This is a genomic window from Mesorhizobium sp. B1-1-7 (assembly GCF_006442705.1).
GTDB lineage: Bacteria > Pseudomonadota > Alphaproteobacteria > Rhizobiales > Rhizobiaceae > Mesorhizobium > Mesorhizobium opportunistum.
Genome location: NZ_VFWQ01000012.1, coordinates 168,074 through 188,875, shown reverse-complemented (window position 1 = coordinate 188,875; position 20,802 = coordinate 168,074). Strand labels below are relative to the sequence as shown.

General features: G+C 63.6%; 19 protein-coding genes. 10 read left to right on the top strand and 9 right to left on the bottom strand.

Features of this window, described 5'->3' with window-relative positions:
• Nucleotides 1-23 precede the first annotated feature (23 nt).
• Together FJ978_RS21770 and FJ978_RS21765 are read left to right on the top strand one after the other, a co-directional pair.
• Nucleotides 24-452, top strand: coding sequence for a phasin family protein (locus FJ978_RS21770; protein ID WP_140573869.1), 429 nt, complete (start codon nt 24-26; stop codon nt 450-452).
• 259 nt (nt 453-711) lie between these two features.
• Nucleotides 712-1,209 (top strand): MaoC family dehydratase, encoded by a 498-nt coding sequence (locus tag FJ978_RS21765; protein ID WP_140573867.1) that lies wholly within the window; start codon nt 712-714, stop codon nt 1,207-1,209.
• 125 nt (nt 1,210-1,334) lie between these two features.
• On the opposite strand, the gene FJ978_RS21760 is transcribed toward FJ978_RS21765, so the two are convergent.
• Nucleotides 1,335-2,777, bottom strand: a complete 1,443-nt coding sequence (locus FJ978_RS21760; RefSeq protein WP_140573865.1) for an MFS transporter — start codon at nt 2,775-2,777, stop codon at nt 1,335-1,337.
• Nucleotides 2,778-2,907: 130 nt separating this feature from the next.
• Between FJ978_RS21760 and FJ978_RS21755 the strand changes: the two genes are divergently transcribed.
• On the top strand, nt 2,908-3,798 hold the full coding sequence (locus tag FJ978_RS21755; RefSeq protein WP_140573863.1) for a LysR family transcriptional regulator: 891 nt from the start codon (nt 2,908-2,910) through the stop codon (nt 3,796-3,798).
• 2 nt (nt 3,799-3,800) lie between these two features.
• Here the strand turns inward: FJ978_RS21755 and FJ978_RS21750 are convergent, their stop codons facing one another.
• On the bottom strand, nt 3,801-5,150 hold the full coding sequence (locus FJ978_RS21750) for a PLP-dependent aminotransferase family protein (RefSeq protein ID WP_140573957.1): 1,350 nt from the start codon (nt 5,148-5,150) through the stop codon (nt 3,801-3,803).
• Between the two features lie 190 nt (nt 5,151-5,340).
• Between FJ978_RS21750 and FJ978_RS21745 the strand changes: the two genes are divergently transcribed.
• A complete protein-coding gene (locus FJ978_RS21745) occupies nt 5,341-6,204 on the top strand; it encodes a DMT family transporter (RefSeq protein WP_140573861.1) in 864 nt (287 codons plus the stop codon).
• Between the two features lie 21 nt (nt 6,205-6,225).
• Here FJ978_RS21745 and FJ978_RS21740 read toward each other — a convergent pair whose 3' ends face one another.
• From FJ978_RS21740 to FJ978_RS21730, 3 genes are all read right to left on the bottom strand, one after another.
• Nucleotides 6,226-7,266 carry a zinc-dependent alcohol dehydrogenase family protein gene (locus tag FJ978_RS21740; RefSeq protein WP_140573859.1) on the bottom strand — a complete coding sequence of 347 codons (1,041 nt, stop codon included), beginning with the start codon at nt 7,264-7,266 and terminating at the stop codon, nt 6,226-6,228.
• A gap of 101 nt (nt 7,267-7,367) precedes the next feature.
• Nucleotides 7,368-8,018: a maleylacetoacetate isomerase gene (gene maiA / locus FJ978_RS21735; RefSeq protein WP_140573858.1), complete on the bottom strand. Its 651-nt coding sequence runs from the start codon at nt 8,016-8,018 to the stop codon at nt 7,368-7,370.
• Nucleotides 8,019-8,029: 11 nt separating this feature from the next.
• On the bottom strand, nt 8,030-8,728 hold the full coding sequence (locus tag FJ978_RS21730; RefSeq protein WP_140573856.1) for a fumarylacetoacetate hydrolase family protein: 699 nt from the start codon (nt 8,726-8,728) through the stop codon (nt 8,030-8,032).
• Nucleotides 8,729-8,934: 206 nt separating this feature from the next.
• Between FJ978_RS21730 and FJ978_RS21725 the strand changes: the two genes are divergently transcribed.
• A complete protein-coding gene (locus tag FJ978_RS21725) occupies nt 8,935-9,618 on the top strand; it encodes a response regulator transcription factor (protein WP_013895059.1) in 684 nt (227 codons plus the stop codon).
• A gap of 176 nt (nt 9,619-9,794) precedes the next feature.
• On the opposite strand, the gene FJ978_RS21720 is transcribed toward FJ978_RS21725, so the two are convergent.
• The 4 genes from FJ978_RS21720 to FJ978_RS21705 form a co-directional block, all read right to left on the bottom strand.
• On the bottom strand, nt 9,795-10,190 hold the full coding sequence (locus FJ978_RS21720; RefSeq protein WP_140573854.1) for a hypothetical protein: 396 nt from the start codon (nt 10,188-10,190) through the stop codon (nt 9,795-9,797).
• Between the two features lie 14 nt (nt 10,191-10,204).
• A complete protein-coding gene (locus tag FJ978_RS21715) occupies nt 10,205-10,564 on the bottom strand; it encodes a lysozyme inhibitor LprI family protein (RefSeq protein ID WP_140573852.1) in 360 nt (119 codons plus the stop codon).
• Nucleotides 10,565-11,084: 520 nt separating this feature from the next.
• On the bottom strand, nt 11,085-12,425 hold the full coding sequence (locus tag FJ978_RS21710) for a hybrid sensor histidine kinase/response regulator (protein ID WP_140573850.1): 1,341 nt from the start codon (nt 12,423-12,425) through the stop codon (nt 11,085-11,087).
• Between the two features lie 14 nt (nt 12,426-12,439).
• Entirely contained in the window at nt 12,440-13,546 is a 1,107-nt protein-coding gene (locus tag FJ978_RS21705; RefSeq protein WP_224731551.1) for an FIST signal transduction protein, read from the bottom strand.
• Nucleotides 13,547-13,889: 343 nt separating this feature from the next.
• Here FJ978_RS21705 and FJ978_RS21700 point away from each other — a divergent pair, with 343 nt between their 5' ends.
• From FJ978_RS21700 to FJ978_RS21680, 5 genes are all read left to right on the top strand, one after another.
• A complete protein-coding gene (locus tag FJ978_RS21700) occupies nt 13,890-14,390 on the top strand; it encodes a (2Fe-2S)-binding protein (RefSeq protein WP_140573955.1) in 501 nt (166 codons plus the stop codon).
• Between the two features lie 113 nt (nt 14,391-14,503).
• On the top strand, nt 14,504-16,855 hold the full coding sequence (locus FJ978_RS21695; RefSeq protein ID WP_140573846.1) for a xanthine dehydrogenase family protein molybdopterin-binding subunit: 2,352 nt from the start codon (nt 14,504-14,506) through the stop codon (nt 16,853-16,855).
• Nucleotides 16,856-16,970: 115 nt separating this feature from the next.
• Complete coding sequence (locus FJ978_RS21690; protein ID WP_140573844.1) at nt 16,971-17,768, top strand: xanthine dehydrogenase family protein subunit M; 798 nt, start codon at nt 16,971-16,973, stop codon at nt 17,766-17,768.
• Nucleotides 17,769-18,040: 272 nt separating this feature from the next.
• Nucleotides 18,041-19,063 carry an acyltransferase gene (locus FJ978_RS21685; RefSeq protein ID WP_140573842.1) on the top strand — a complete coding sequence of 341 codons (1,023 nt, stop codon included), beginning with the start codon at nt 18,041-18,043 and terminating at the stop codon, nt 19,061-19,063.
• 240 nt (nt 19,064-19,303) lie between these two features.
• Nucleotides 19,304-20,686, top strand: a complete 1,383-nt coding sequence (locus FJ978_RS21680; protein WP_140573840.1) for an OFA family MFS transporter — start codon at nt 19,304-19,306, stop codon at nt 20,684-20,686.
• The last annotated feature ends 116 nt before the right edge of the window (nt 20,687-20,802 follow it).

Here is a 20,802-nt window from a genome sequence, read left to right as displayed (position 1 = left end):
CGCGGCACAGGGGAGAAGACATCATGGCCAAACAACCGGAATCCGATTCCTTCATGGACATGTTCGGCAGGTTCGGCCGCGACCTGAAGGTGCCCAATGTCGATGTCGAGGCGATCCTTGCCCATCATCGCAAGAACCTCGAAGCCTTGGAGAAATCGGCGCGAGCCGGCGCCACGGGCGCGACCTCGCTGTTGTCGAGGCAACGCGAGATGTTGCAGGACACGCTGCGTGACGTTGCCGACATGGCGCAGGGCTACCGGGCGCCGGGCAATCCGCAGGAAATCATGGCCAAGCAGACGGAGTTCGCCAGGAAATCCTTCGAGGCCGCGCTGAAAAATGCTGGGGAAGTGGCTGAATTGGCCCGGAAATCCGGCACCGAATCGATCGATATCCTGCGCGCGCGCATCAAGGAGGCGATGGAGGAAATCCGCGCCGGTTATGGGCAGAAATAGGCTCCCGAGGCCTGTCGCTCCGCCTTCATCCGGGCACACCGGCTCGCAGTTCCGCAACCTTGCGCGTAGTTGCATCCACGCCATGGAATAAGCACCAGCAGGGCCGGGAGGCCCGAAAATCCGGATTCGACCCTGCCATTGAATCGCAAGGCATGGCACGATTCCGCTGGAATTCGGCGGAACGGATTCGTGCAGGGCGAATTGACAGAGGCCGTCAGTTCGTGGTCCGGAGGCGCTGAAAGCGATCGGGAAAGCAGGAATGACAGAAATACGGCCTAAAACGCCGCCGACCTACGAGCAGTTGAGGACGATGTCCGGGCAGGAGCTCGGCGTCTCGGAATGGACCACTGTCGACCAGGACCGTATCGACCAGTTCGCCGAATGCACCGGCGACCATCAATGGATCCACGTCGATCCGGAACGGGCGCGGCGGCAAAGCCCATTTCGCACCACGATCGCGCATGGCTACCTGACGCTGTCGATCATCGGCGCGCTGGCGCTCGGCATGGGCATCGTGCCGGAGAATACGCAGGCTGCGTTCAACTACGGCTTCGACAAGGTGCGCTTCCTGGCGCCGGTCAAGGTCGGCGCGCGCATCAGGCTGCGTACGGTGCTGCTGTCCATGGAAGACAGGGGGCCCGGCCAGTATCTGATGAAGGCCGCCAACACGGTCGAGATCGAAGGCGAGGAGAAGCCGGCGCTGACGGCTGAAACATTGGTCTTGCTCTACGAGCGCCGCAAACGGGCAGGGGCCTGATATCCATATTTAGGTGAGGCCGGCCTGCAAACGCTGGCCTCCTGCGCTTCTCCGTTCTACTGCGTCGCAGTAGAACTGTGGTCACGTACTTCAGTACGCTCCGCTCCGGCTCCCGGAAACCACCACTATTGTGAGGCCAACGTGCTAGGTATCCGGCTGGCAAAACGGGCCGAAAGAACTGCCAGGACCAGCGCAGCTAGCACCATGCCGGTTGCCGCTCCGAAAGTGGTCTGCATTCCCTGCGCGGCCGCGGCCGGCGACAGGATCGCCGTGTCCGCAGCGCCTTGCGCGAATATCGCTCCCATCAAGGATGCGCCTGTGATCAGGCCGAGGTTGCGCGACAGGTTGAGCAGGCCTGATATGACCCCGCGTTCGCCGGCGTCGACACCGCTCATGACGGCTGCATTGTTGGAGGTCTGGAACAGGGCGTAGCCGAAGCAGGTGACGGTGATGGGAACGACATAGCTGGCAATGCCGAGCTTCGTCATCGCGAGCGACAGCAGTAAGGTGCCCATGGCGAGGCCGAGCAGGCCGGCGACCATCATCCTGTGGGCTCCGAAACGATCGGCAAGTCGTCCGGCCAGCAGCGCCGACAGGGCCGAGACCAGCGGCCCGGTGGAAAGCACCAGACCAACCATCGCGGCATCCAGCTCCAGTCCGCGCGACAGGTAGAATGGCGCTACCACCAGGGTCGCCATCATCACCGTGGCGACGACGAGGCTCATGACCAGGCTGGCGCTGAGCTGGAGGTCGCGGAAGCTGGCGAGCTGAACCAGCGGTGTCTTCACTCTCGCCTGCGCAATGGCGAACAGGACGACGCCGATGCCGGCGGCAGCCAGCAGGCCGATGTTGAGCGCGCCGAAACTACCCCGGCCAAGCGTCATCGCCATCGCATAGGCGCCCAGGGTCAGGGCGAGCAGCGCCGTGCCTGTCGCGTCGAACTTGCCTCGGGCGGCATGCGTTCCATTGCTGCGAGCAGGCAGGGCACGCCAGGCGAGCGCAAAGGTCAGGAGGCCCAGCGGGACATTGACCAGGAAGATCGCCCGCCAGCCGAGGCCGGCGATCAGCAAGCCGCCGAGCGAAGGGCCGAGTGTCGTGCCGATCGCGGACATAGCGCCGAGCAGGCCCATGGCGCTGCCAGTCCGGTCCTTGCTCACCGTTTCGGCGACAAAGGCAAGCGTCAGCGCCATCATCAGCGCTGCCCCCAGCCCTTGCACGGCCCGCGCGGCGATCAGCAGCCACAGTGTCGGCGCCAGGCCGCAGAGCACGGACGCCGCTGTGAACAGTGCGATGCCGCCAAGCAGCAACGGCTGGCGCCCGACCATGTCGGCCAGCCGCCCGGCGCTGACGATCAGCGTGGTGATGGCAAGGAGATAGGCCAGGACCACCCATTGCACGGCCTGGAACGAGGCCCCGAACGTCTGCATCAGCGAGGGCAGCCCGACGCTGGCAATGCTGGTTCCGAGTGACGACAAAAGCGTGGCGAGCGACAGGCTGGCCAGCGCCCAGCCGGCGGATTCTTTCTGTTGCGGCGCTGATATCGGTCCATTTTGCTCGGCGACTGCCATGACGATCTCCTTTTGTCGGCTCCGGTACCGGAGCTGTCGGAGATCTAGTCCTGCGGCTGATATGGCGAAAGGCGCAGCATTTGCATCATATTCGTGCACCGAACGCCATATCATATGCTATGATCGGCCGATGACGTCACCCGATCTCAATCTGCTCTTTGCGCTAGACGTTCTGCTCGCGGAAGGCAGCGTGGCACGCGCCGCGCGCCGTTTGCGTCTCAGCCCTTCGGCCATGAGCCGGACACTGGCACGGCTGCGCGAGGCAACAGGCGATCCCCTGCTGGTTCGCGCCGGACGCGGCTTGGTGGCGACGCCGCGCGCGGAAGAATTGCGGCGGCAGGTCGGCCCTGTCGTCCAGGAAGCGGAGGCGCTGCTGCTCCCCGCCGAACTGCTTGATCTCTCAAGCCTGGACAGCGTCTTCACATTGCGCACCAACGAAGGCTTCGTCGAAGAATTCGGGCCTCGTCTCGTCGCCCGCATCGAGGCCGATGCGCCAGGGGTGCGGCTGCGTTTCGCGCCGAAGTCCGACAAGGATGCGATGTCGCTGCGTGAAGCGGCGATCGACTTGGAAATCGGCGTCGCCGGTGAAACCGGTCCCGAAGTGCGTATCCAGGCGCTGTTTCGCGACCGCTTCATCGGTGTTGTTCGAGCCGGCCATCCCTTTGGCGAAGGCCCGGTGACGCCCGAGCGCTATGCGGCGGGCCGGCACATCAGCGTCTCGCGGCGTGGCCGCGAGAGAGGGCCGATCGACGAGGCCCTGAGCGCGCTTGGTTTGCAGCGGACGGTCGTATGCATGGTGTCGGGTTTCTCGGCCGCGCTCGCCATGGCACGCGGCTCGGACCTGATCGCCAGCGTGCCCGAGCGGCATACGGTTGGTGCGCGCGCCGGCATGCATAGTTTTCCGCTGCCGGTCGCCATCGTGGATGTCACCATATCGATGCTCTGGCATCCGCGCCTCGATGCCGACCCGGCGCAGCGCTGGTTGCGCGACTGCGTGCGGGAGGTTTGCGTGAGCCGCTGAGATCAGCGCGCCATCGCCGCCTCGAGCACCTTGAAAATCCGCTTGTCTTCGCACTGGGCAACATTGAAGCGGAGGAAACGGCTGGCGGTCTGGGACAGGCTGAACGCGTTGCCGGGCGCCAGCACGACATTGTCGGCCAGGGCACGGCGTGCGATTTCGGCCGCGTCCACGCCATCGGGCAGGCTGCACCACAGGAACAGGCCGGCCGGCTGGTCGATCCAGGGCGCGATGCCGATCGCCTTCAGGCGGGTGCTGGTCTCGCTCATGGCGCGCGCAAGCTTGGCGCGCAGCAAGTCCATGTGCTTGCGGTAGCTGCCGTCCTTCAGCAGCGTCAGCACCAGTTCGGCCGCCAGCCGTCCGCCACCGAAAGTCGTGGCGATCTTGAGATCGGTCAGGCCCTCAATCCAGTCGCGAGGCGCGGCGACGAAGCCGCAACGGACCGAGGCCGACAGCGTCTTGGAGAAGCTGCCGATCTGGACAACGCGGCTGAGACCATCGAAGGCTGCCAGCCTGGGGGCGGGGGCATGTTCGAAATCGGCGAAGATATCGTCCTCGACAATGGTCAGGTCCGACTGATCGGCGAGTTTCAGCAGCCGGTGTGCGGTGACCGGCGACAGGATCGCGCTGGTCGGGTTGTGGATGGCGGAATTGGTGATGTAGAGCCGCGGCCGGTGTTCGGCGAGCGCCTGCGCGAACAGTTCGATATCCGGTCCCGACGGCGTGTAGGGAACGCTGACCACCTTGGCGCGGTGGGCGCGCAGCAAAGCGTGGAAATTGAAATAGCAGGGATCGTCGACCAGCACCGTATCGCCGGGCTCGATCAGGAACCGGCACAACAGGTCGATGGCCTGCGTGCCCGATTCCGTCAGCATGATCTGTTCGGGCGAGACTTCGATGCCATACCCGGCCATGCGCCGCGCCAGCAATTGCCGCAATGGCGGCAAGCCGAGCGGCGTGCCGTAATCGGCGAGCGCAACATCATCGGCACGCGCCACCGTGCGCAGTGCGCGACGCAATGCGGACTGGGGCATCCAGGAGGCCGGCAGCCAGCCGCAGCCGGGTTTCAGGATCTCGTCGCCGGCTTCCAACGACTGGCGCGAGACCCAGAGCGGATCGACGGCACGATCGAGCCGCGGGCCGATCTCGGCCAGTGACAGCGGCGCCAGCGAGCCGGCGGCATAGAAGCCCGAGCCCGGCCGGGAGCGGATCGCGCCTTCGGCTGCGAGCCGCTCATAGGCCTCGACCACGGTGGATTTCGACACCTGCATGGATTTGGCGAAGGCGCGGATCGAGGGCAGTCGCGCTCCCGGTGTCAGGCTGCGCGCGGCGATACGCTGGCGAATGGTCGCCATGACAGTCTCGACGAGGGTGGTCGCGACAGGGATGGTCGCGACAAGGGCGTGTGCACCGTCCGGTTCCAAAGCGGGTTCAGCCATCTGTACTGCTCGATCGTTCATTACAGTTTCGTGAAATTGTACCCCATTGTCTCTGGCTGCACCATGGGTGTCTGCCCGATAGAGGGCGAAAGACATGGAGCCTGGAATGGACAAGATCGCGAGCGGCTGGCTGAACGGATTTATCGGCGTGCTGATCTTCAGCGGCTCGCTGCCGGCGACGCGTGTGGCGGTGGTGGATTTCGATCCGACATTCCTGACATCGGCCCGGGCCGCGATTGCCGGGCTGCTTGGCCTGGCCATGCTGATCCTGTTCCGGCAAAAGCGCCCGGAGCGTGGGGATTTGCTGTCGCTGGTGATCGTCGCACTCGGCGTGGTGGTCGGCTTTCCGCTGCTGACCGCGTTGGCGCTGAAGCACGTCACCTCCGCCCACTCGATCATCTTCGTCGGCCTGCTGCCGCTGGCGACCGCGATCTTCGGCGTGCTGCGCGGCGGTGAGCGTCCACGAGCGGCGTTCTGGCTGTTTTCCTGCGTGGGCAGCGCGCTGGTCGCGGGTTTCGCGCTGATGCAGGGCGTGACGGCCTCGCCGGTCGGCGACGGTTTGATGCTCGCCGCCATCGTGGTCTGCGGCCTGGGCTATGCCGAGGGTGCCGCGCTGTCGCGCAAGCTCGGTGGCTGGCAGGTGATCTGCTGGGCGCTGACGCTGTCGCTGCCGATCATGCTGGTGCTGACTTTGGCGACCCTGCCGCCGTCGTTTGCCGCCGTCGGCTCCCACGCCTGGATCGGGCTCGCCTATGTCTCGCTGTTCAGCATGCTGATCGGCTTCGTCTTCTGGTATCGGGGTCTGGCGCAAGGCGGCATCGCCGCCGTCGGGCAGTTGCAGTTGCTGCAGCCCTTCTTCGGCCTTGCGCTGGCGGCGACGCTGCTGCACGAACAGGTCAGCCCGCTAATGGTGGCCGTCACGCTAGGCGTGGTGGCCTGCGTGTTCGGGGCGAAGAAGTTTGCGCGGTAGTTCGGAAAGCGACGGCCGCACTTAGAACTTCGTCACCACCCCGATGCCGATGCCCTCGAAGCCACCCATTGCCATCAGGGCGGCGGGCGCTTCGTCGAGGCTGATCTTTTTGCCGACCAGCAGTTCAGGCTTGAGCTTGCCGTGGCGGATCATCTCCATCATCGCCGGGTACCGATAGGCCTGCATGCCGTGGCTGCCGAGGATTTCGAGTTCGAAGGCGATCACCTTGTCCATCGGCACCTGCGGGCGGGCGTGATCGCCAAGCATCAGCCCGACCTGCACGTGGCGGCCGCGGCGGCGCAGATTGGCGATCGAGTTGAACGAGGTGGTCGGGTGGCCGAGCGCGTCCATCGACATATGCGCGCCGCCATTGGTGATCTGCTTGACCGCCTTGACCACGTTCGGCGTCGTGGATGCGTTGATGGTCGCCACCGCACCGATCTTCTTTGCGAAATCCAGCTTCTCGTCGGTGAGGTCGATGGCGATGACATTGGCGCCCATCGAACTGGCGATCATGATCGCCGACAGGCCCACGCCGCCGCAGCCATGCACCGCCACCCATTCGCCCGGCGTCACCCGGCCCTGGTCGACGATGGCGCGGAATGAGGTGACGAAGCGGCAGCCGAGGCTGGCGGCGGTGGCGAATTCCATCTCGTCGGGCAGGCGCACGAGGTTGGTGTCGGCGTGCTCGATGGCGACATATTCGGCGAAGGAGCCCCAGGCGTTGAAGCCGGGCTGCGATTGATGTTCGCAGACCTGGTGATTGCCCGAATTGCATTCGAAGCAATGGCCGCAGCCGACGGCGAACGGCACCGTGACGCGCTCGCCGGCCTTCCAGCGGGTCACATGCTTGCCTGCCGCGACGACGATGCCGGCCAGTTCGTGGCCCGGCACATGCGGCAGGCGGATATCGGCGTCATGGCCCATCCAGCCATGCCAGTCGCTGCGGCAGAGCCCGGTCGCCTCGACCTTGATGACGACGCCATCGGCGGCCGGTTTCGGATCGGGAACGGTCTGGATAGTCGGCGCTTCGCCGAATTTCTCGAAGACGACGGCTTTCATTGGTCACTCCACCCTAAGACGGCATGCATTGCGGGAAACGATAGCCGATTCCTTGTCCGGTCAAGCGGAAATCGATTCCGTCGGACGTGATAGAGGATTGCCTACTCGGCATCGATCTGGTTCTCAGGCGCGGCCTTCTGGAAGGCCGGCAGTGCCATGCAGTCGGCGTTGATGCGCGCGATTGTCGGGTAGGGCGCCAAGTCCACGCCGAAACGGGCGTTGCTGGCGATTTGTGCAACCAGGCAGATATCGGCGAGCCCCGGCGTCTCGCCGTGGCAGAATGTTCCGGTCTCCGGCGACGACGCCAGGAGCTTTTCAAGCGGCTGGAAACCTTCATTCACCCAGTGGCGGAACCAGTTGGTGATGTCCTGGTCGCCGGCGCCGAACAGGGTGCGCAGCGAGGTCAGCACGCGCAGATTGTTCACCGGGTGGATGTCGCAGGCGATCATCTGCGCCAGCATTCTCACGCGCGCCCGGCCAAGTGCGTCCCCAGGCAGCAGCGGCGGTTCGGGCTGGATCTCGTCGAGATATTCGATGATCGCCAGCGACTGCGTCAAAAGCGTCCCGTCGCCCAGCACCAGCGCCGGCACCAGCCCCTGCGGATTGACCGCGAGATAGGCGGGCTCCAGATGGTCGCCATGGCGCAAATGGTGCGGGACATAGTCATAGCTCAGCCCCTTCATCTCCAGCGCGATCCGCGCCCGATAGGAGGTGGAGGACCGATAGTAATTGTGCAGGACGAACTCGCTCATGGCTATATCGCTCACAATTGGGGCTGGCCAAAGGTGACTTCGATCGTGCCGATGCCGTCGACGCCGCCGGTCATCGTCTCGCCTGGCTTGACCGCGCCGACACCAGCGGGCGTGCCGGTAAAGATCAGGTCCCCGGCTTCGAGCCCCATCGCCTCGCTACAGATCGAGACGATGTCGGCGATCGGCCAGATCAGCTCGGCGAGGTCGGCGTCCTGCCTGACCTTGCCGTCGACCGCGAGCCAGATGCGGCCCTTTTGCGGGTGGCCGGATTTCTGGGCCGGCACTAGCGGGCCGCAGGGCGCCGAGCGGTCGAATGCCTTCGACCAGTCCCAGGGCCGCGCCGCCTTCTTGGCCTCGTCTTGCAAATCGCGGCGGGTTAGGTCGATGCCGACGCCATAACCCCAGACATGATCCAGCGCCCGCTCACGCGGGATGCGGAAGCCTGGTCTGCCGATCGCGGCGACCAGCTCGATCTCATGGTGCAGGTTGGCGGTGAGCGGCGGGTAGGGAATGGTCACACCGGAATCGACCACCGCGTCGGCCGGCTTGGTGAAGAAGAAGGGCGGATCGCGCTCATCATTGCCGAATTCACGCGCGTGCGCCGCGTAGTTGCGGCCGACGCAGAAGATGCGGCGCACGGCGAACCGCTCGGTTGACCCGCTGACGGCGACAGAAGGCGTTGGCGGGACGGGGAGAACGAAAGCGGTCATGGTGGTCTCTGTCTTGGACGTCGGATGCCGGGTACCTTCGGCCGAATTCAGGGGCCGGGCAAGGCGTCGCATTTCACAGGGCACGCGCGCCGCGGTGCCTGTATGAGAATCCGCCTATCAACGGTAGACTATTTGGCAATAATCCGGTCATGCTCGTGGGATTAGCTTGTGCTGGAAACTGAATAGGGGGCTTCGGAACGAATGTGATGACCGCAGTCAATGATCGCGCCCGGTTCCTCATCATCGACGACCACCCGCTGTTTCGCGAGGCGCTGCACAGCGCCGTTCAGATGGCTTATCCGGAAGTCGATACGGTCGAGGCGCGCTCGATCACCGAGGCGCTCGATCTCCTGGCCGACGCCAAGCCTTTCGACCTCGCGCTCCTCGATCTCTCAATGCCCGACGTGCACGGCTTCGACGGCCTGCTGCAGCTCAGGACCCGCTATCCGCGCCTGCCGGTGGTGATCGTGTCGGGATATGAGGAGCCGAGGATCATCTCCGAGGCCTTGTCCTATGGTGCGGCAGGCTTCATTCCGAAATCGGCGCGCAAGAGCGACCTGGCGGCTGCCATCCGCTCGGTGATGGACGGCGCCATCTATGTGCCGCAAACCTATGAGGGCCAGCCGGCGGACGCCGACAGCAGCGACCGCGCCGACATGGTCCAGCGCCTGTCCAAGCTGACGCCGCAGCAGTTGCGGGTGCTGCAGATGCTGCGCCAGGGTCTGCTCAACAAGCAGATCGCCTACGAGCTGCAGGTCGGCGAGACTACGGTCAAGGCGCATGTCTCCGAGATCCTGCGCAAGCTCAATGTCTATAGCCGCACGCAAGCGGTGATCGAGGTTTCGAAGCTGGACAATGCGGAGCTGTTTCGCGACCAGGCCGGGTTTTGATCTTTTACCCTCCCTTGTGGGCAGGGTCGATCCGCGAAGCGGAGCGGGATGGGGAGCTTGGCGCCGCACCCTGGGGCTCCGCGCCGACGGCATTCAGCGCACTTTGGCCGTCAAGAGATCAGGAGCGGCGGGCGTGAGGGCAATTACCACCAGCCCGTCGCGTGGAAGGTAGCAGCCTAGTTATTATCGTCAGCATCCGGATTGTCGACCTGACAGCCAATGCCATGACATCCGATATAATTGCCTTGGGTGTCGAAGTTCGGATTGCCGTCTTTGTCGTACTGAGGCCTGTTATCGATGACACTAGGACTCGCGGTGGATTGGAGATCATTCCTGCGCTTGCGATCTCTTCGGTCCTGCCGTTCCAGATCGTTCATTGTACGGCGCTGGTCGTCGGCGCGTTGCTCGTCCTGATCCCTCATGCAATCGGCAAAACTGTTAGATCCCGGTCGATAGCCGTATGAAGCGCATTTTTCCTGGTCTGCTGCTCGCTGGTCTTCAGTGCTGACGCAGCCGGCAACCGCCAGCGGCACAAGCGCGATCAGCAGATATCTCATCTTGAAGGTCGGCATTTTGTTTCTCCCGGCTATTCTGCTGGCACCGGGCAAGCCAGGTCGCCCTCCTGGCAGTTCAAGTAGGCCTTCAACTGCTTGTTGCGATCCTTGGTAAGTTCAGCCTGGCACGCAGCGGCAACCATCGGTGCGGCGGATCCGCCGTCATCCCCACTGGATTGGAAAGTGCATTCGGCATTGCGGAACGCGATCCAAGTTCTCTGCGCTTTCACAAGCCGCGCTTTGCCGCCGGAATCGTCTGCAAGCCGTTTCTGAATTTGCTTGAAGGTCTGGTTCAATCCTTGGTCTGCTCTTTTGAAGTCCGAAGCAGGATCAGCCAGAGCCGCAGTGGTGGCAAACGACAGCGTGGCAATGGCAGCAAGTAGAAAACGCATGGTTGTATCCCTCAAATTGCATCAACCAAGGGAAGCACGCATGGGGGATGGCCGGCAAGCATTGGCGAATTCGTATAGTAACCAAATGGTTGGATCGGGCGTTGCGAACGCGGAAAGCTATTCCAGCGCCGCGGACTGCGCAGCCTATGCCGTCAAGGAGTCCTTCGCTTCCTCGCTAGCCATCCGCAGCTGAGGCTGCGTTGCGGCGCGCTACCCGCCATCTGGACGCCAGCTATCGCGGCCGGTTTCCAGGCCAGCGGGTGAAAGGGCGTTCTCAAGGTTTGAAGTGGCCCAGGTCCGACGCTTACGACCCAAGGTTAACGAGTTCGCCAGCGATGAAATTCCGCATGAGATCATCGATGCACGCTGCGACCTCGCCATCATCGAACTGGCCGATCCGGGCAATCTGGCGCTGACAGCGACGCCGGGGGCAGGTCAAGGTCGAGGGCATCGAGGTCGAGTATGCCGCTGTTTCGGCTGTCCGGGTCGTTTGGATCAGCCTCACCGCACGTTATGGAGCTCAGGCCAGCAAATGTGCCAGCAGCGCCCTTAGTTGTGCCGGTTTCAGCGGCTTGCGCATAAGCTCGATGCCGCCCGCGCGGGCGGCCTTGGCAATTTCCTCGGAATTGTCGGCGGTGACGATCAGCGCGGGCACGGCGCGGCCGAGATAGTTGCGGACCTCAGATATGGTGGCGGTGCCGAGATCGCCGCCGTCGAGATGCTGGTCGGCGATGACGATGTCTGGCACCCAGTCGGTGTCGCCAAGCATGTTCAGCGCATCGTCGGTCGACGTCGCGGCCCGCACCAGGCATTGCCAGCGTTCGAGCAGGAAGGTCATCGCCTCCAGCACCTCGATGTCGTTTTCGACCAGCAGCACCTTGGTGCCGAACAGGCCGTAGCCGCGCGGCCGCTCCAGACTGGCGGCGCTGGCGATGGCGTCGGCAGGGGCGCCGATGCCGACAGGAACATCGATGTGGAAGATCGTGCCGCGGCCTACCTTCGACGAGAATGTCACGGGGTGCCCGAGCGCGCCGGCCATGCGACGCACGATGGCAAGCCCGAGCCCGAGACCGCCGCCGTTGAGCTCGGCATTGGCAGGCAAGGTGCCGCGATGGAACTCCTCGAACACCGCCTCGCGCTGGTCCTCGGGAATGCCGCAGCCGGTATCGGCGACATCGATGCGGATGGTGTCGCCGCGATGCCTGGTGCCGACAAGGACGCCACCCGAACGGGTATAGCCCAGCGCATTGGAAAGGATGTTCTGCAGGATGCGACGCAGCAATGTGCGGTCGGAGCGGACCACGGCGTTGACCGGCCGGAATTTCAGCGACAGCTGCTTGAGTGCCGCCACCGGCTGGAAGTCCGAGCGCAGCGAGGAGAACAACGCCTCCAGGCTGACGTCGCCGATGTCGGGCTGCACCACGCCGGCATCGAGCTTGGAGATGTCGAGCAGGGTGCGCAGCAGATCTTCCATCGTTTCCAGCGAGCGCTCGACCTGGCGCACCAGCTTCCTGCCTTCGTCGCTGGTCTGCACTTCGGCCAGCGCCGAGACGGAGAGGTGGGCCGCGTTCAGCGGCTGCAGCACGTCGTGGCTGGCGGCGGCGAGGAACCTCGTCTTGGACAGGTTCGCCAGCTCGGCATTTTCCTTGGCGGCGCTGAGGTCGATGTTGGATTGCTCCAGTCGGCGCAGCGTCGAATGCAGCTCTTCGGTGCGCGTGCGCACGCGATTTTCCAGCGAAATCGCGGTCTGGAACAGCGAGAAGGCGTTGCCTTGCTGGTCCATCGACCGCTCGACGCGGCTGACCAGGGCGGCGTTGATCTTCTTCAGCTTTTCAAGGTCGTTTATGCTCCTGAGCGGCATTTTGTCCGGCTGCCTTATTCTGCCGCCTGGCGGTCGCCGAAAGCGATTCCAGTGAAGGTCTGGTTCAGATGCATCGACCGGTACTGCTCGCCATAGGTGCCGAAGCCGACGACATTGTTGATCCGATAAAGCTCCGAAATGTCACGAAAGACCTGCCGGTTGCGCGCATCCAACCGGCGCAGCACGCAGTCGAAGCCGAGGATCAGGTCGATGCCACCCAGCCGCTCCTCGACCTCGCGCAGGGCGGCACGTGTCGATTCCACCATGTCCTTGGGCTGGGCGATCGACAGCACGACGCCGTCGTCGATGGCGCAGAAGAACGACAGCGAGCCGTCCGCATGCATTCTCTGGATCGAGCGGCAGTAATATTCGCCGCCCACCTTCACCACCACCGGATGCGAGGCGAAGCTCAACGGCGTCAGGGCCTGCGGGAGAATACCCACGGAAGCGGCATATTCCTCGGCCGCATTGGTGGCGTTGAACTCGCGCACGACGCGATGATCGGCATCGGACGCCGTCACCACCAGCTTTTCGTCGGTCGGAACGAAATTGTCGGTCTTGAAGACGTGGAAAGGGATTTCCGTGGCGATCAGCACGATGATGGCGCTGTCCGAGCTGACCCTGCCGTTCGAGATCAGGCGTGTCGTCTCGAACTTCAGATCGTCGCCGGCCGAGCCGCCGAGCAGGGGGATGTCGTCAAGGCCCCAGTGGATGGCGGAGCTGACCGCCTCCTCGGCATAGGATAGCCCGTCGATGAAGCAGAGCGCGAACGTGTTCCTGGTGTGCTCGCCGCCGACCCGGCCGCGCAGGTTGCGCCTCAAGGCTTCAACCTCGCTGGTGATCCTGTCCATGCCCGACGAGGACAGATCGTCGACCATGGTGCTGACGGCGGTGAACGCCGCCGAGGGCAGCAGCATGGCGAGCACATGGCCGTCCTCGAGGCCCTGCGGCGTGATCTCGCCGGCGGTCGAGCAGCCGGCATGGTGGAGCCCCGGTGCGTGGGTCAGAAGTGCCCGTGACAGGGCGTCGGCCTCGACGAGGCTCTGGGAGAAGAACAGCAGGGCAAAACCAGCGTCGATGGCGGCAGCCTCGGCGGCCACCGCGCATGCAAATGCGTCCATGTTGGGCTCGTCCGTCGTCAGCGCCGACAAGCCGCATGCGTAGCGCGTCCGTGAACTCGTCAGCGGCGTTCTCCCGCATTTCCTCCGACGCTGTTTTTATGCGCTGCTGTTTTTACAAGCTTCCGGCGCGCGGGCGTCGAAGGACATTGTTGCTTCCAACCGGCGTTTTGGCAATGGGGTGAGGGGAATGCATCCTTGGCCCTGGCCATGACCGAAAGTACAATGATCCGGCTTTTCCGTCGCGCTGTTTTTTGTGCATTGTGCGGTGTACGAATGACGCATGGCCGAAGTGCCACAGCGCGTCGGCAGCGTGATGACCAAGGTTGATACCCAGGGAGGGACCATGTCGGACGTTTCGTTGATGGTGAACGGCAAGCGGGTCAGCGGCGCTGCCGAGGATCGAACGCTGCTGGTTCACTTCCTGCGCGAGAATCTCGGCCTGACCGGCACGCATGTCGGCTGCGACACGTCGCAATGCGGCGCCTGCGTCGTGCATGTCGACGGCAAGGCGGTCAAGTCCTGCACCATGCTCGCGGTCCAGGCGTCCGGCTCCAGCGTGGTGACGATCGAAGGTCTTGCCAATGGCGCCGACCTGCATCCCGTCCAGGCGGCGTTCAAGGAACATCACGGCCTGCAATGCGGCTTCTGCACGCCAGGCATGATCATGACGGCAACCGACATGATCAAGCGCCATCCCGAAGGCCTCGACGAGGCGACGGTGCGGGCCGAACTGGAGGGCAATATCTGCCGATGCACCGGCTACCACAACATCGTCAAGGCGATCCTTGCCGCATCGAAGACGATGTCGAAGGGTGCCAAGGGCAAGGCGAAGCAAGCTGCGTGAACGAGGCAGTAGGGCAGTAAGGCAGTAGGGCAGTAGGGAACCGGAGCCAATTTTCCCTACTGCCGTACTGCCCTACTCACCTACTCCCCTACAATCTCGGGAGGGAATTTCTGATGGGCATTGAAGGTGTTGGCGCTCGCGTGGCGCGCAAGGAAGACAAGCGCTTCATCACCGGCGCGGGCCGCTATGTCGATGACATGGTGGTTCCCGGTATGAAGCATGCGGCGTTCGTGCGCAGCCCGCATGCGCATGCGCAGATCAAGAAGATCGACGTCAAGAAGGCGCAGGACATGCCGGGCGTCATCGGGGTGCTAACCGGCAACGAACTCAAGGCCGACGGCATCGGCAACCTCATCTGCGGCTGGATGATCCATTCCAAGGACGGCTCGCCGATGAAGATGGGCGCATGGTCGCCGCTGGCCGTCGACAAGGTCCGCTATGTCGGCGACGCCGTCGTCATCGTCGTGGCCGAGACCAAGGGCCAGGCGCGTGACGCGGCCGAGGCGGTCGAGATCACCTACAAGGAACTGAAGGCCGTCGTCGACGCCACCAAGGCGCTCGAAAAGGGTGCGCCGCAGGTCCACGCCGAGGCTGAGAACAATTTGATCTTCGACTGGGAGATCGGCGATGCCAAGGCGACCGACGCCGCCATCAAGGCGGCGGCGCATGTCACCCGCATGAAGATCGTCAACAACCGGCTGGTGCCGAATGCCATGGAGCCGCGCGCGGCTCTCGGCCATTACGACAAGGCGGAGGATCACTACACTTGCTGGACGACATCGCAGAACCCGCATGTCGCGCGGCTGGTGATGAGCGCCTTCTACAATGTCGCGCCGGAAAACAAGCTGCGGGTGATCGCGCCCGATGTCGGCGGCGGCTTCGGCTCCAAGATCTACATCTATCCCGAAGAGATCGTCTGCCTGTGGGCGTCGAAGAAGACCGGCGTGCCGGTCAAATGGGTCGCAGACCGCACCGAAAGCTTCCTCACCGACGCGCATGGCCGCGACCATGTCTCGACCGTCGAGATGGCGTTCGACAAGAACAACCGGATCACCGGCTTCAAGGTCGACACGATCGCCAATCTCGGCGCCTACATGTCGCTGTTTTCGTCCTGCGTGCCGACCTATCTCTACGCGACGCTTTTGTCGGGTCAGTACGATATCCCGGCCATCCATGCCAATGTGCGCACCGTCTACACCAACACGGCACCCGTCGATGCTTATCGCGGGGCAGGGCGGCCGGAGGCTACCTATCTCCTGGAACGCACCATGGAAGCAGCAGCGCGCGAACTCGGCGTCTCTCCGGCCGAGCTGCGGCGCAAGAACTTCATCACCGTCTTTCCGCACCAGACCCCGGTGATCATGAACTATGACGCCGGCGACTATGGCGCGTCGCTCGATGCGGCCATGAAGACCTCCGACTATGCCGGCTTTGCCAAGCGCAAGGCCGCAGCGGCAAAGCAGGGCAAGCTGCGCGGCATCGGCATGAGCTGCTACATCGAGGCGTGCGGCATCGCGCCGTCCGCGGCGGTCGGCTCGCTCGGCGCCGGGGTCGGCCTTTGGGAGTCGGCGGAAGTGCGGGTCAACGCGGTCGGCACGATCGAGGTGCTGACCGGCTCGCACAGCCATGGCCAGGGCCATGAGACGACGTTCGCGCAATTGGTCAACGAGCGTTTCGGCGTGCCGATCGATTCGGTTTCGATCGTCCATGGCGATACCGACAAGGTGCAGATGGGCATGGGCACCTACGGGTCGCGCTCGGGTGCGGTCGGCATGTCGGCGATCGCCAAGGCGCTCGACAAGGTGGAGGCCAAGGCCAAGAAGATCGCCGCGCATCTGCTCGAGGCCGACGAAGGCGACATCGTCATCGAGAACGGGGCGCTGAAGGTCGCCGGCACCGACAAGAACGTGCCGTGGTTCCAGGTGGCGCTTGCCGCCTACACCGCGCACAATCTGCCGGCTGGAATGGAACCCGGGCTGAAGGAAACGGCCTTCTACGATCCGTCGAATTTCACCTTCCCGGCGGGCTGCTACATCTGCGAGGTCGAGATCGATCCGGAAACCGGTACGACCGAGATCGTCCAGTTCGTCGCCGCCGACGATTTCGGCAACATCATCAACCCGATGATCGTCGAGGGCCAGGTGCATGGCGGCATCGCCCAGGGCGTCGGCCAGGCGCTGCTGGAAGGCGCTCATTATGATGCCAGCGGGCAGCTGCTGACGGCGAGCTACATGGACTACACCATGCCGCGCGCGGACGACCTGCCGTCCTTCAAGGTCTCGACGTCGAACACCCCGTGTCCGGGCAATCCGCTCGGCATCAAGGGCTGCGGCGAGGCCGGCGCCATAGGCTCGCCGCCGGCGGTGATCAACGCCATCACCGATGCCATCGGTATCCCCGACATTGCCATGCCGGCTTCGCCGTCCACCGTGTGGGCAGCGATCCGTGCCGCGACGAAGCACTGAAAGGAGTGAGTGTGGAGTAGTGAGTAGCGAATAGGGAAGCGCTTCATCAACAACGGCAGCTGATCATTCACTACCGACTACCCACTACTGACTAAGCACTCTCAAGGAGGATCCCATGTACGCAGTCAACTACCACCGTGCCGCCTCGGTCACTGAAGCCGCCAAGCTGATCAAGACGGACGACGCCAAGCTGCTCTCGGGCGGCATGACCTTGATCCCGGCCATGAAGACGCGGCTGGCGGCGCCTTCCGATCTCGTCGATCTGTCGCGCATCACGGAGCTGCAAGGCGTCAAGGTGTCGGGCAAGACGGTCACCATCGGCGCTGCCACGACGCATTTCGACGTCGCCAATGACGAGAAGCTGAAGAAGGCGTGCCCGGCGCTTGCCCATCTGGCGTCGCTGATCGGCGACCCGGCGGTACGCCACAGGGGCACGATCGGCGGCTCGATCGCCAACAACGATCCGGCGGCCGACTATCCCGCGGCGCTGCTGGCGCTGGGGGCCACCATCGTCACCAACAAGCGCGAGATAGCCGCCGACAAGTTCTTCAAGGGACTGTTCGAGACCGCATTGAAGGATGGCGAGATCATCACCGCGGTCACCTTCACCGCACCGGCGAAGGCCGCCTATGAAAAATTCCGCAACCCGGCCTCGCGCTACGCGATCGTCGGCGTGTTCGTGGCCAAGGGCAAGGATGGCGTCAGTGTCGCCGTCACCGGCGCCGGCGACGACGGCGTCTTCCGCTCGAAGGAGATCGAGGCGGCGCTGGCGAAGAGCTTCGACGCCGCGTCGCTCAATGGTGTGAAGGTGTCTGCCAAGAACCTGATGACCGACATCCACGCTTCCGCCGACTATCGCGCCAATCTGATCTCGGTGATGGCCAAACGCGCGGTGGCGGCAGCCAACGCCTGACACCATCGGTTTTGGACAAGGGAGGGGCCGCGACGGCCCCTTTTTCGTATGCGGCGACCCTTAGCGGTCCAATTCCCCTAGGGAATCGACTCCTGCGCAGTGCCTTTGCTTGAAGCAATGACGGCCAGCTAGTTCTCCTGGTACTGCCCGGGCTGCAATCTCGCACTTGCACAAATTTATCTTGCACTGCAATATGACCTGGGCGGGAATGCGAGCCGGGTTCGGAGCATGCACCGCCGTGCCTTTCGCATGTCCAACGCGAAGGGATCGGCATGTCCGAAATTTCCGCCACCCATCTGGCTCCGCCGCTATCGGTCGCCGACAGATCGACCAGAACCAGGCTGGCCTATCTCGACGGCTGGCGCGGACTGTCGATCGCCCTGGTGCTGATCGGGCATTTCTTTCCGGTTCCCGGAATCAATCTCGGGGTGCTGGGCGTCGAATTTTTCTTCGTGCTCAGCGGCCGGCTGATGGGCGAGATCCTGTTCATCGAACGCTACCCTCTGAAGAAGTTCTTCAAGCGCCGCTTCTCGCGCATCTATCCAGCACTTCTGGTGTTCGTTGCCGTTGCCATGGTCGCGCTGTCGGGAACGTTCATCGCCTTCAAATGGAAGGCGGCGCTGACGGCGCTGACATTCACCTACAATTACGCCGGAATTCTCGTCACACGCGCCGGTGCGCTGGACCATATCTGGTCGCTCTGCGTCGAGGAGCATGCCTATGTGATCCTGGCCCTGATCAGCGCCACCGTTGCCAGGCGCGACCGCGTCATACCGTTGCTGCTGGCGCTGGCCTTGCTCGCAATGGCGAACGGGGCGGTGTCTTACTGGGTGTTCAGACTGGACTACGAGAGCACCTACTGGCGCACCGATGTGCACATCGCATCGATCCTGCTGTCGGCATCGATCTGCCTGCTCAAGGCCGATGGCAGGCTGCCGGCCATGTTGAAGGGGCCCTATGTCGCCCTGGCGGCTGCGGCCGGCGCGGTTTTGCTGTTCATGGATCCCGTGCCGACGCCGATCCATTACCTGGTCGCCGTGCCGCTGCTGGCGATTGCCGTCAACGCGCTCGATTTCAGCGCCCAATTCTTTTCCGGATTGCTGTCGTCCTGGCCGATGGCGACGTTGGGCCTGTGGTCGTATTCGCTCTATCTGTGGCAGCAGCCATTCTACAAATTCGTCTACGAACAAGGCAGCGACCCGTGGCTGATGCTGGCCGGGGTTTTTGCCTGCGCGCTCTGCAGCTACTACGTCATCGAGCGGCCGGCGCGCGAATGGCTCAACCGCAACTGGTGAATGCTATCGTCATCGCTGCCAATGCCGTTCAGGCCACGCTGCTCACCTGAGCAGATGATCAATTGATAGTCTCTAATGTACCCAATTTTGCGCGGTGGTCTGATTGCCGACGCATCCATGTCTTCTTAGACATTGGTCTTATGGGCATGCACTCCTTATTGCCCCGCCTTCTTGCCCGCCTAGTTTGTTCACGGGAATACCATCTGGGAGGATGGTTCGGGGGCTATCTGGGAGGATGGAATGGCGACGACGACCGCAGAAGGCGCCGCAGGCTGGCTTGATCGCTCACACACGATCGCCGAGCCGGGTTTCAGCCGATGGATGGTGCCGCCGGCCGCACTCTGCATCCACCTTTGCATCGGCCAGGCCTATGCGTTCAGCGTCTTCAATCTGCCGATGTCGAAGCTGATCGGCATCACCGATTCGGCGCCCGACGACTGGAAGCTGACCGGGCTCGGCTGGATTTTCTCGATCGCGATCCTGTTCCTAGGCATCGCGGCCGCGTTCGGCGGCGGCTGGCTGGACCGCGTCGGGCCACGCAAGGCCATGGTCGCGGCAGCCTGCTGCTTCGGTGGCGGCTTCATCGTCTCGGCGCTCGGTGTCTACCTGCACCAATTGTGGATCATCTATCTCGGCTACGGCGTGCTCGGCGGCATTGGCCTCGGCCTTGGCTACATCTCGCCGGTCAAGACGCTGATCACCTGGTTTCCCGACCGGCCGGGCATGGCGACCGGCATGGCGATCATGGGTTTCGGCGGCGGCGCCTTCATCGCCTCGCCGCTGTCGGTCTATCTGATGAAGCTGTTTTCGACGCCCGAACACATCGGCGTCGCCGAAACCTTCGTCGTGCTGGGCGTCGTCTATTTCATCTTCATGCTGATCGGCGCCGTCATCGTCAGGGTGCCGCCGGAAGGCTGGCGGCCCGCCGGCTGGGTGCCGCCGGCAACGCAAAATTCGATGGTGACGAGTGCCAATGTCCATCTCGACGATGCGCTGAAGACGCCGCAATTCTGGCTGCTGTGGGGCGTTCTCTGCCTCAACGTGACGGCAGGCATCGGTGTCCTCGGCCAAGCCTCGGCCATGAGCCAGGAGATGTTCCCAGGACGCATCTCGGCTGCCGCCGCAGCCGGTTTTGTCGGGCTGCTGTCGATCTTCAACATGCTCGGCCGCTTCTTCTGGGCCACGACCAGCGACTATATCGGCCGCAAGATGACCTATGCGGTGTTCTTCGCGCTGGGCGTCGTCCTCTACGCGGCGGTGCCGTGGACCGGCCAGTCGGGCAGCGTGTTCCTGTTCGTGCTGTTCTACGGCGTCATCCTCAGCATGTATGGCGGCGGCTTTGCCGCCATTCCCGCCTATCTGCGCGATGTCTTCGGCGTGCGCTACGTCGGCGCCATCCACGGTCGTCTTTTGACGGCATGGTCGGTGGCGGGCGTGCTGGGGCCGGTGCTGGTGAATTACATCAGGCAATACCAGATCGACAGCGGGGTGGCGAAGGCCGATGCCTATACGGTCACCATGTACATCATGGCCGGCCTGCTCGTTGTCGGCTTCCTGCTCAACCTCATGATGCGGCCGGTCAATCAGCGCTTCCACATGAAGGCCGAACGGGCTGCTGCGTAAAGAGAGTGATGACGATGCACTCGATCAAACTGACGCTCGCCTGGCTGCTGGTCGGCATACCGCTGGTGTGGGGTTTCTGGATGACCTTGATGAGCGCGGCGGCGTTGTTCCAATAG

Coding starts and splice junctions, on each gene's coding strand:
- FJ978_RS21770 (WP_140573869.1), top strand. CDS start 24: ATGGCCAAACAACCGGAATCCGATTCCTTCATGGACATGTTCGGCAGG.
- FJ978_RS21765 (WP_140573867.1), top strand. CDS start 712: ATGACAGAAATACGGCCTAAAACGCCGCCGACCTACGAGCAGTTGAGG.
- FJ978_RS21760 (WP_140573865.1), bottom strand. CDS start 2,777: ATGGCAGTCGCCGAGCAAAATGGACCGATATCAGCGCCGCAACAGAAA.
- FJ978_RS21755 (WP_140573863.1), top strand. CDS start 2,908: ATGACGTCACCCGATCTCAATCTGCTCTTTGCGCTAGACGTTCTGCTC.
- FJ978_RS21750 (WP_140573957.1), bottom strand. CDS start 5,150: ATGGCGACCATTCGCCAGCGTATCGCCGCGCGCAGCCTGACACCGGGA.
- FJ978_RS21745 (WP_140573861.1), top strand. CDS start 5,341: ATGGACAAGATCGCGAGCGGCTGGCTGAACGGATTTATCGGCGTGCTG.
- FJ978_RS21740 (WP_140573859.1), bottom strand. CDS start 7,266: ATGAAAGCCGTCGTCTTCGAGAAATTCGGCGAAGCGCCGACTATCCAG.
- maiA (WP_140573858.1), bottom strand. CDS start 8,018: ATGAGCGAGTTCGTCCTGCACAATTACTATCGGTCCTCCACCTCCTAT.
- FJ978_RS21730 (WP_140573856.1), bottom strand. CDS start 8,728: ATGACCGCTTTCGTTCTCCCCGTCCCGCCAACGCCTTCTGTCGCCGTC.
- FJ978_RS21725 (WP_013895059.1), top strand. CDS start 8,935: ATGACCGCAGTCAATGATCGCGCCCGGTTCCTCATCATCGACGACCAC.
- FJ978_RS21720 (WP_140573854.1), bottom strand. CDS start 10,190: ATGCCGACCTTCAAGATGAGATATCTGCTGATCGCGCTTGTGCCGCTG.
- FJ978_RS21715 (WP_140573852.1), bottom strand. CDS start 10,564: ATGCGTTTTCTACTTGCTGCCATTGCCACGCTGTCGTTTGCCACCACT.
- FJ978_RS21710 (WP_140573850.1), bottom strand. CDS start 12,425: ATGCCGCTCAGGAGCATAAACGACCTTGAAAAGCTGAAGAAGATCAAC.
- FJ978_RS21705 (WP_224731551.1), bottom strand. CDS start 13,546: ATGGACGCATTTGCATGCGCGGTGGCCGCCGAGGCTGCCGCCATCGAC.
- FJ978_RS21700 (WP_140573955.1), top strand. CDS start 13,890: ATGTCGGACGTTTCGTTGATGGTGAACGGCAAGCGGGTCAGCGGCGCT.
- FJ978_RS21695 (WP_140573846.1), top strand. CDS start 14,504: ATGGGCATTGAAGGTGTTGGCGCTCGCGTGGCGCGCAAGGAAGACAAG.
- FJ978_RS21690 (WP_140573844.1), top strand. CDS start 16,971: ATGTACGCAGTCAACTACCACCGTGCCGCCTCGGTCACTGAAGCCGCC.
- FJ978_RS21685 (WP_140573842.1), top strand. CDS start 18,041: ATGTCCGAAATTTCCGCCACCCATCTGGCTCCGCCGCTATCGGTCGCC.
- FJ978_RS21680 (WP_140573840.1), top strand. CDS start 19,304: ATGGCGACGACGACCGCAGAAGGCGCCGCAGGCTGGCTTGATCGCTCA.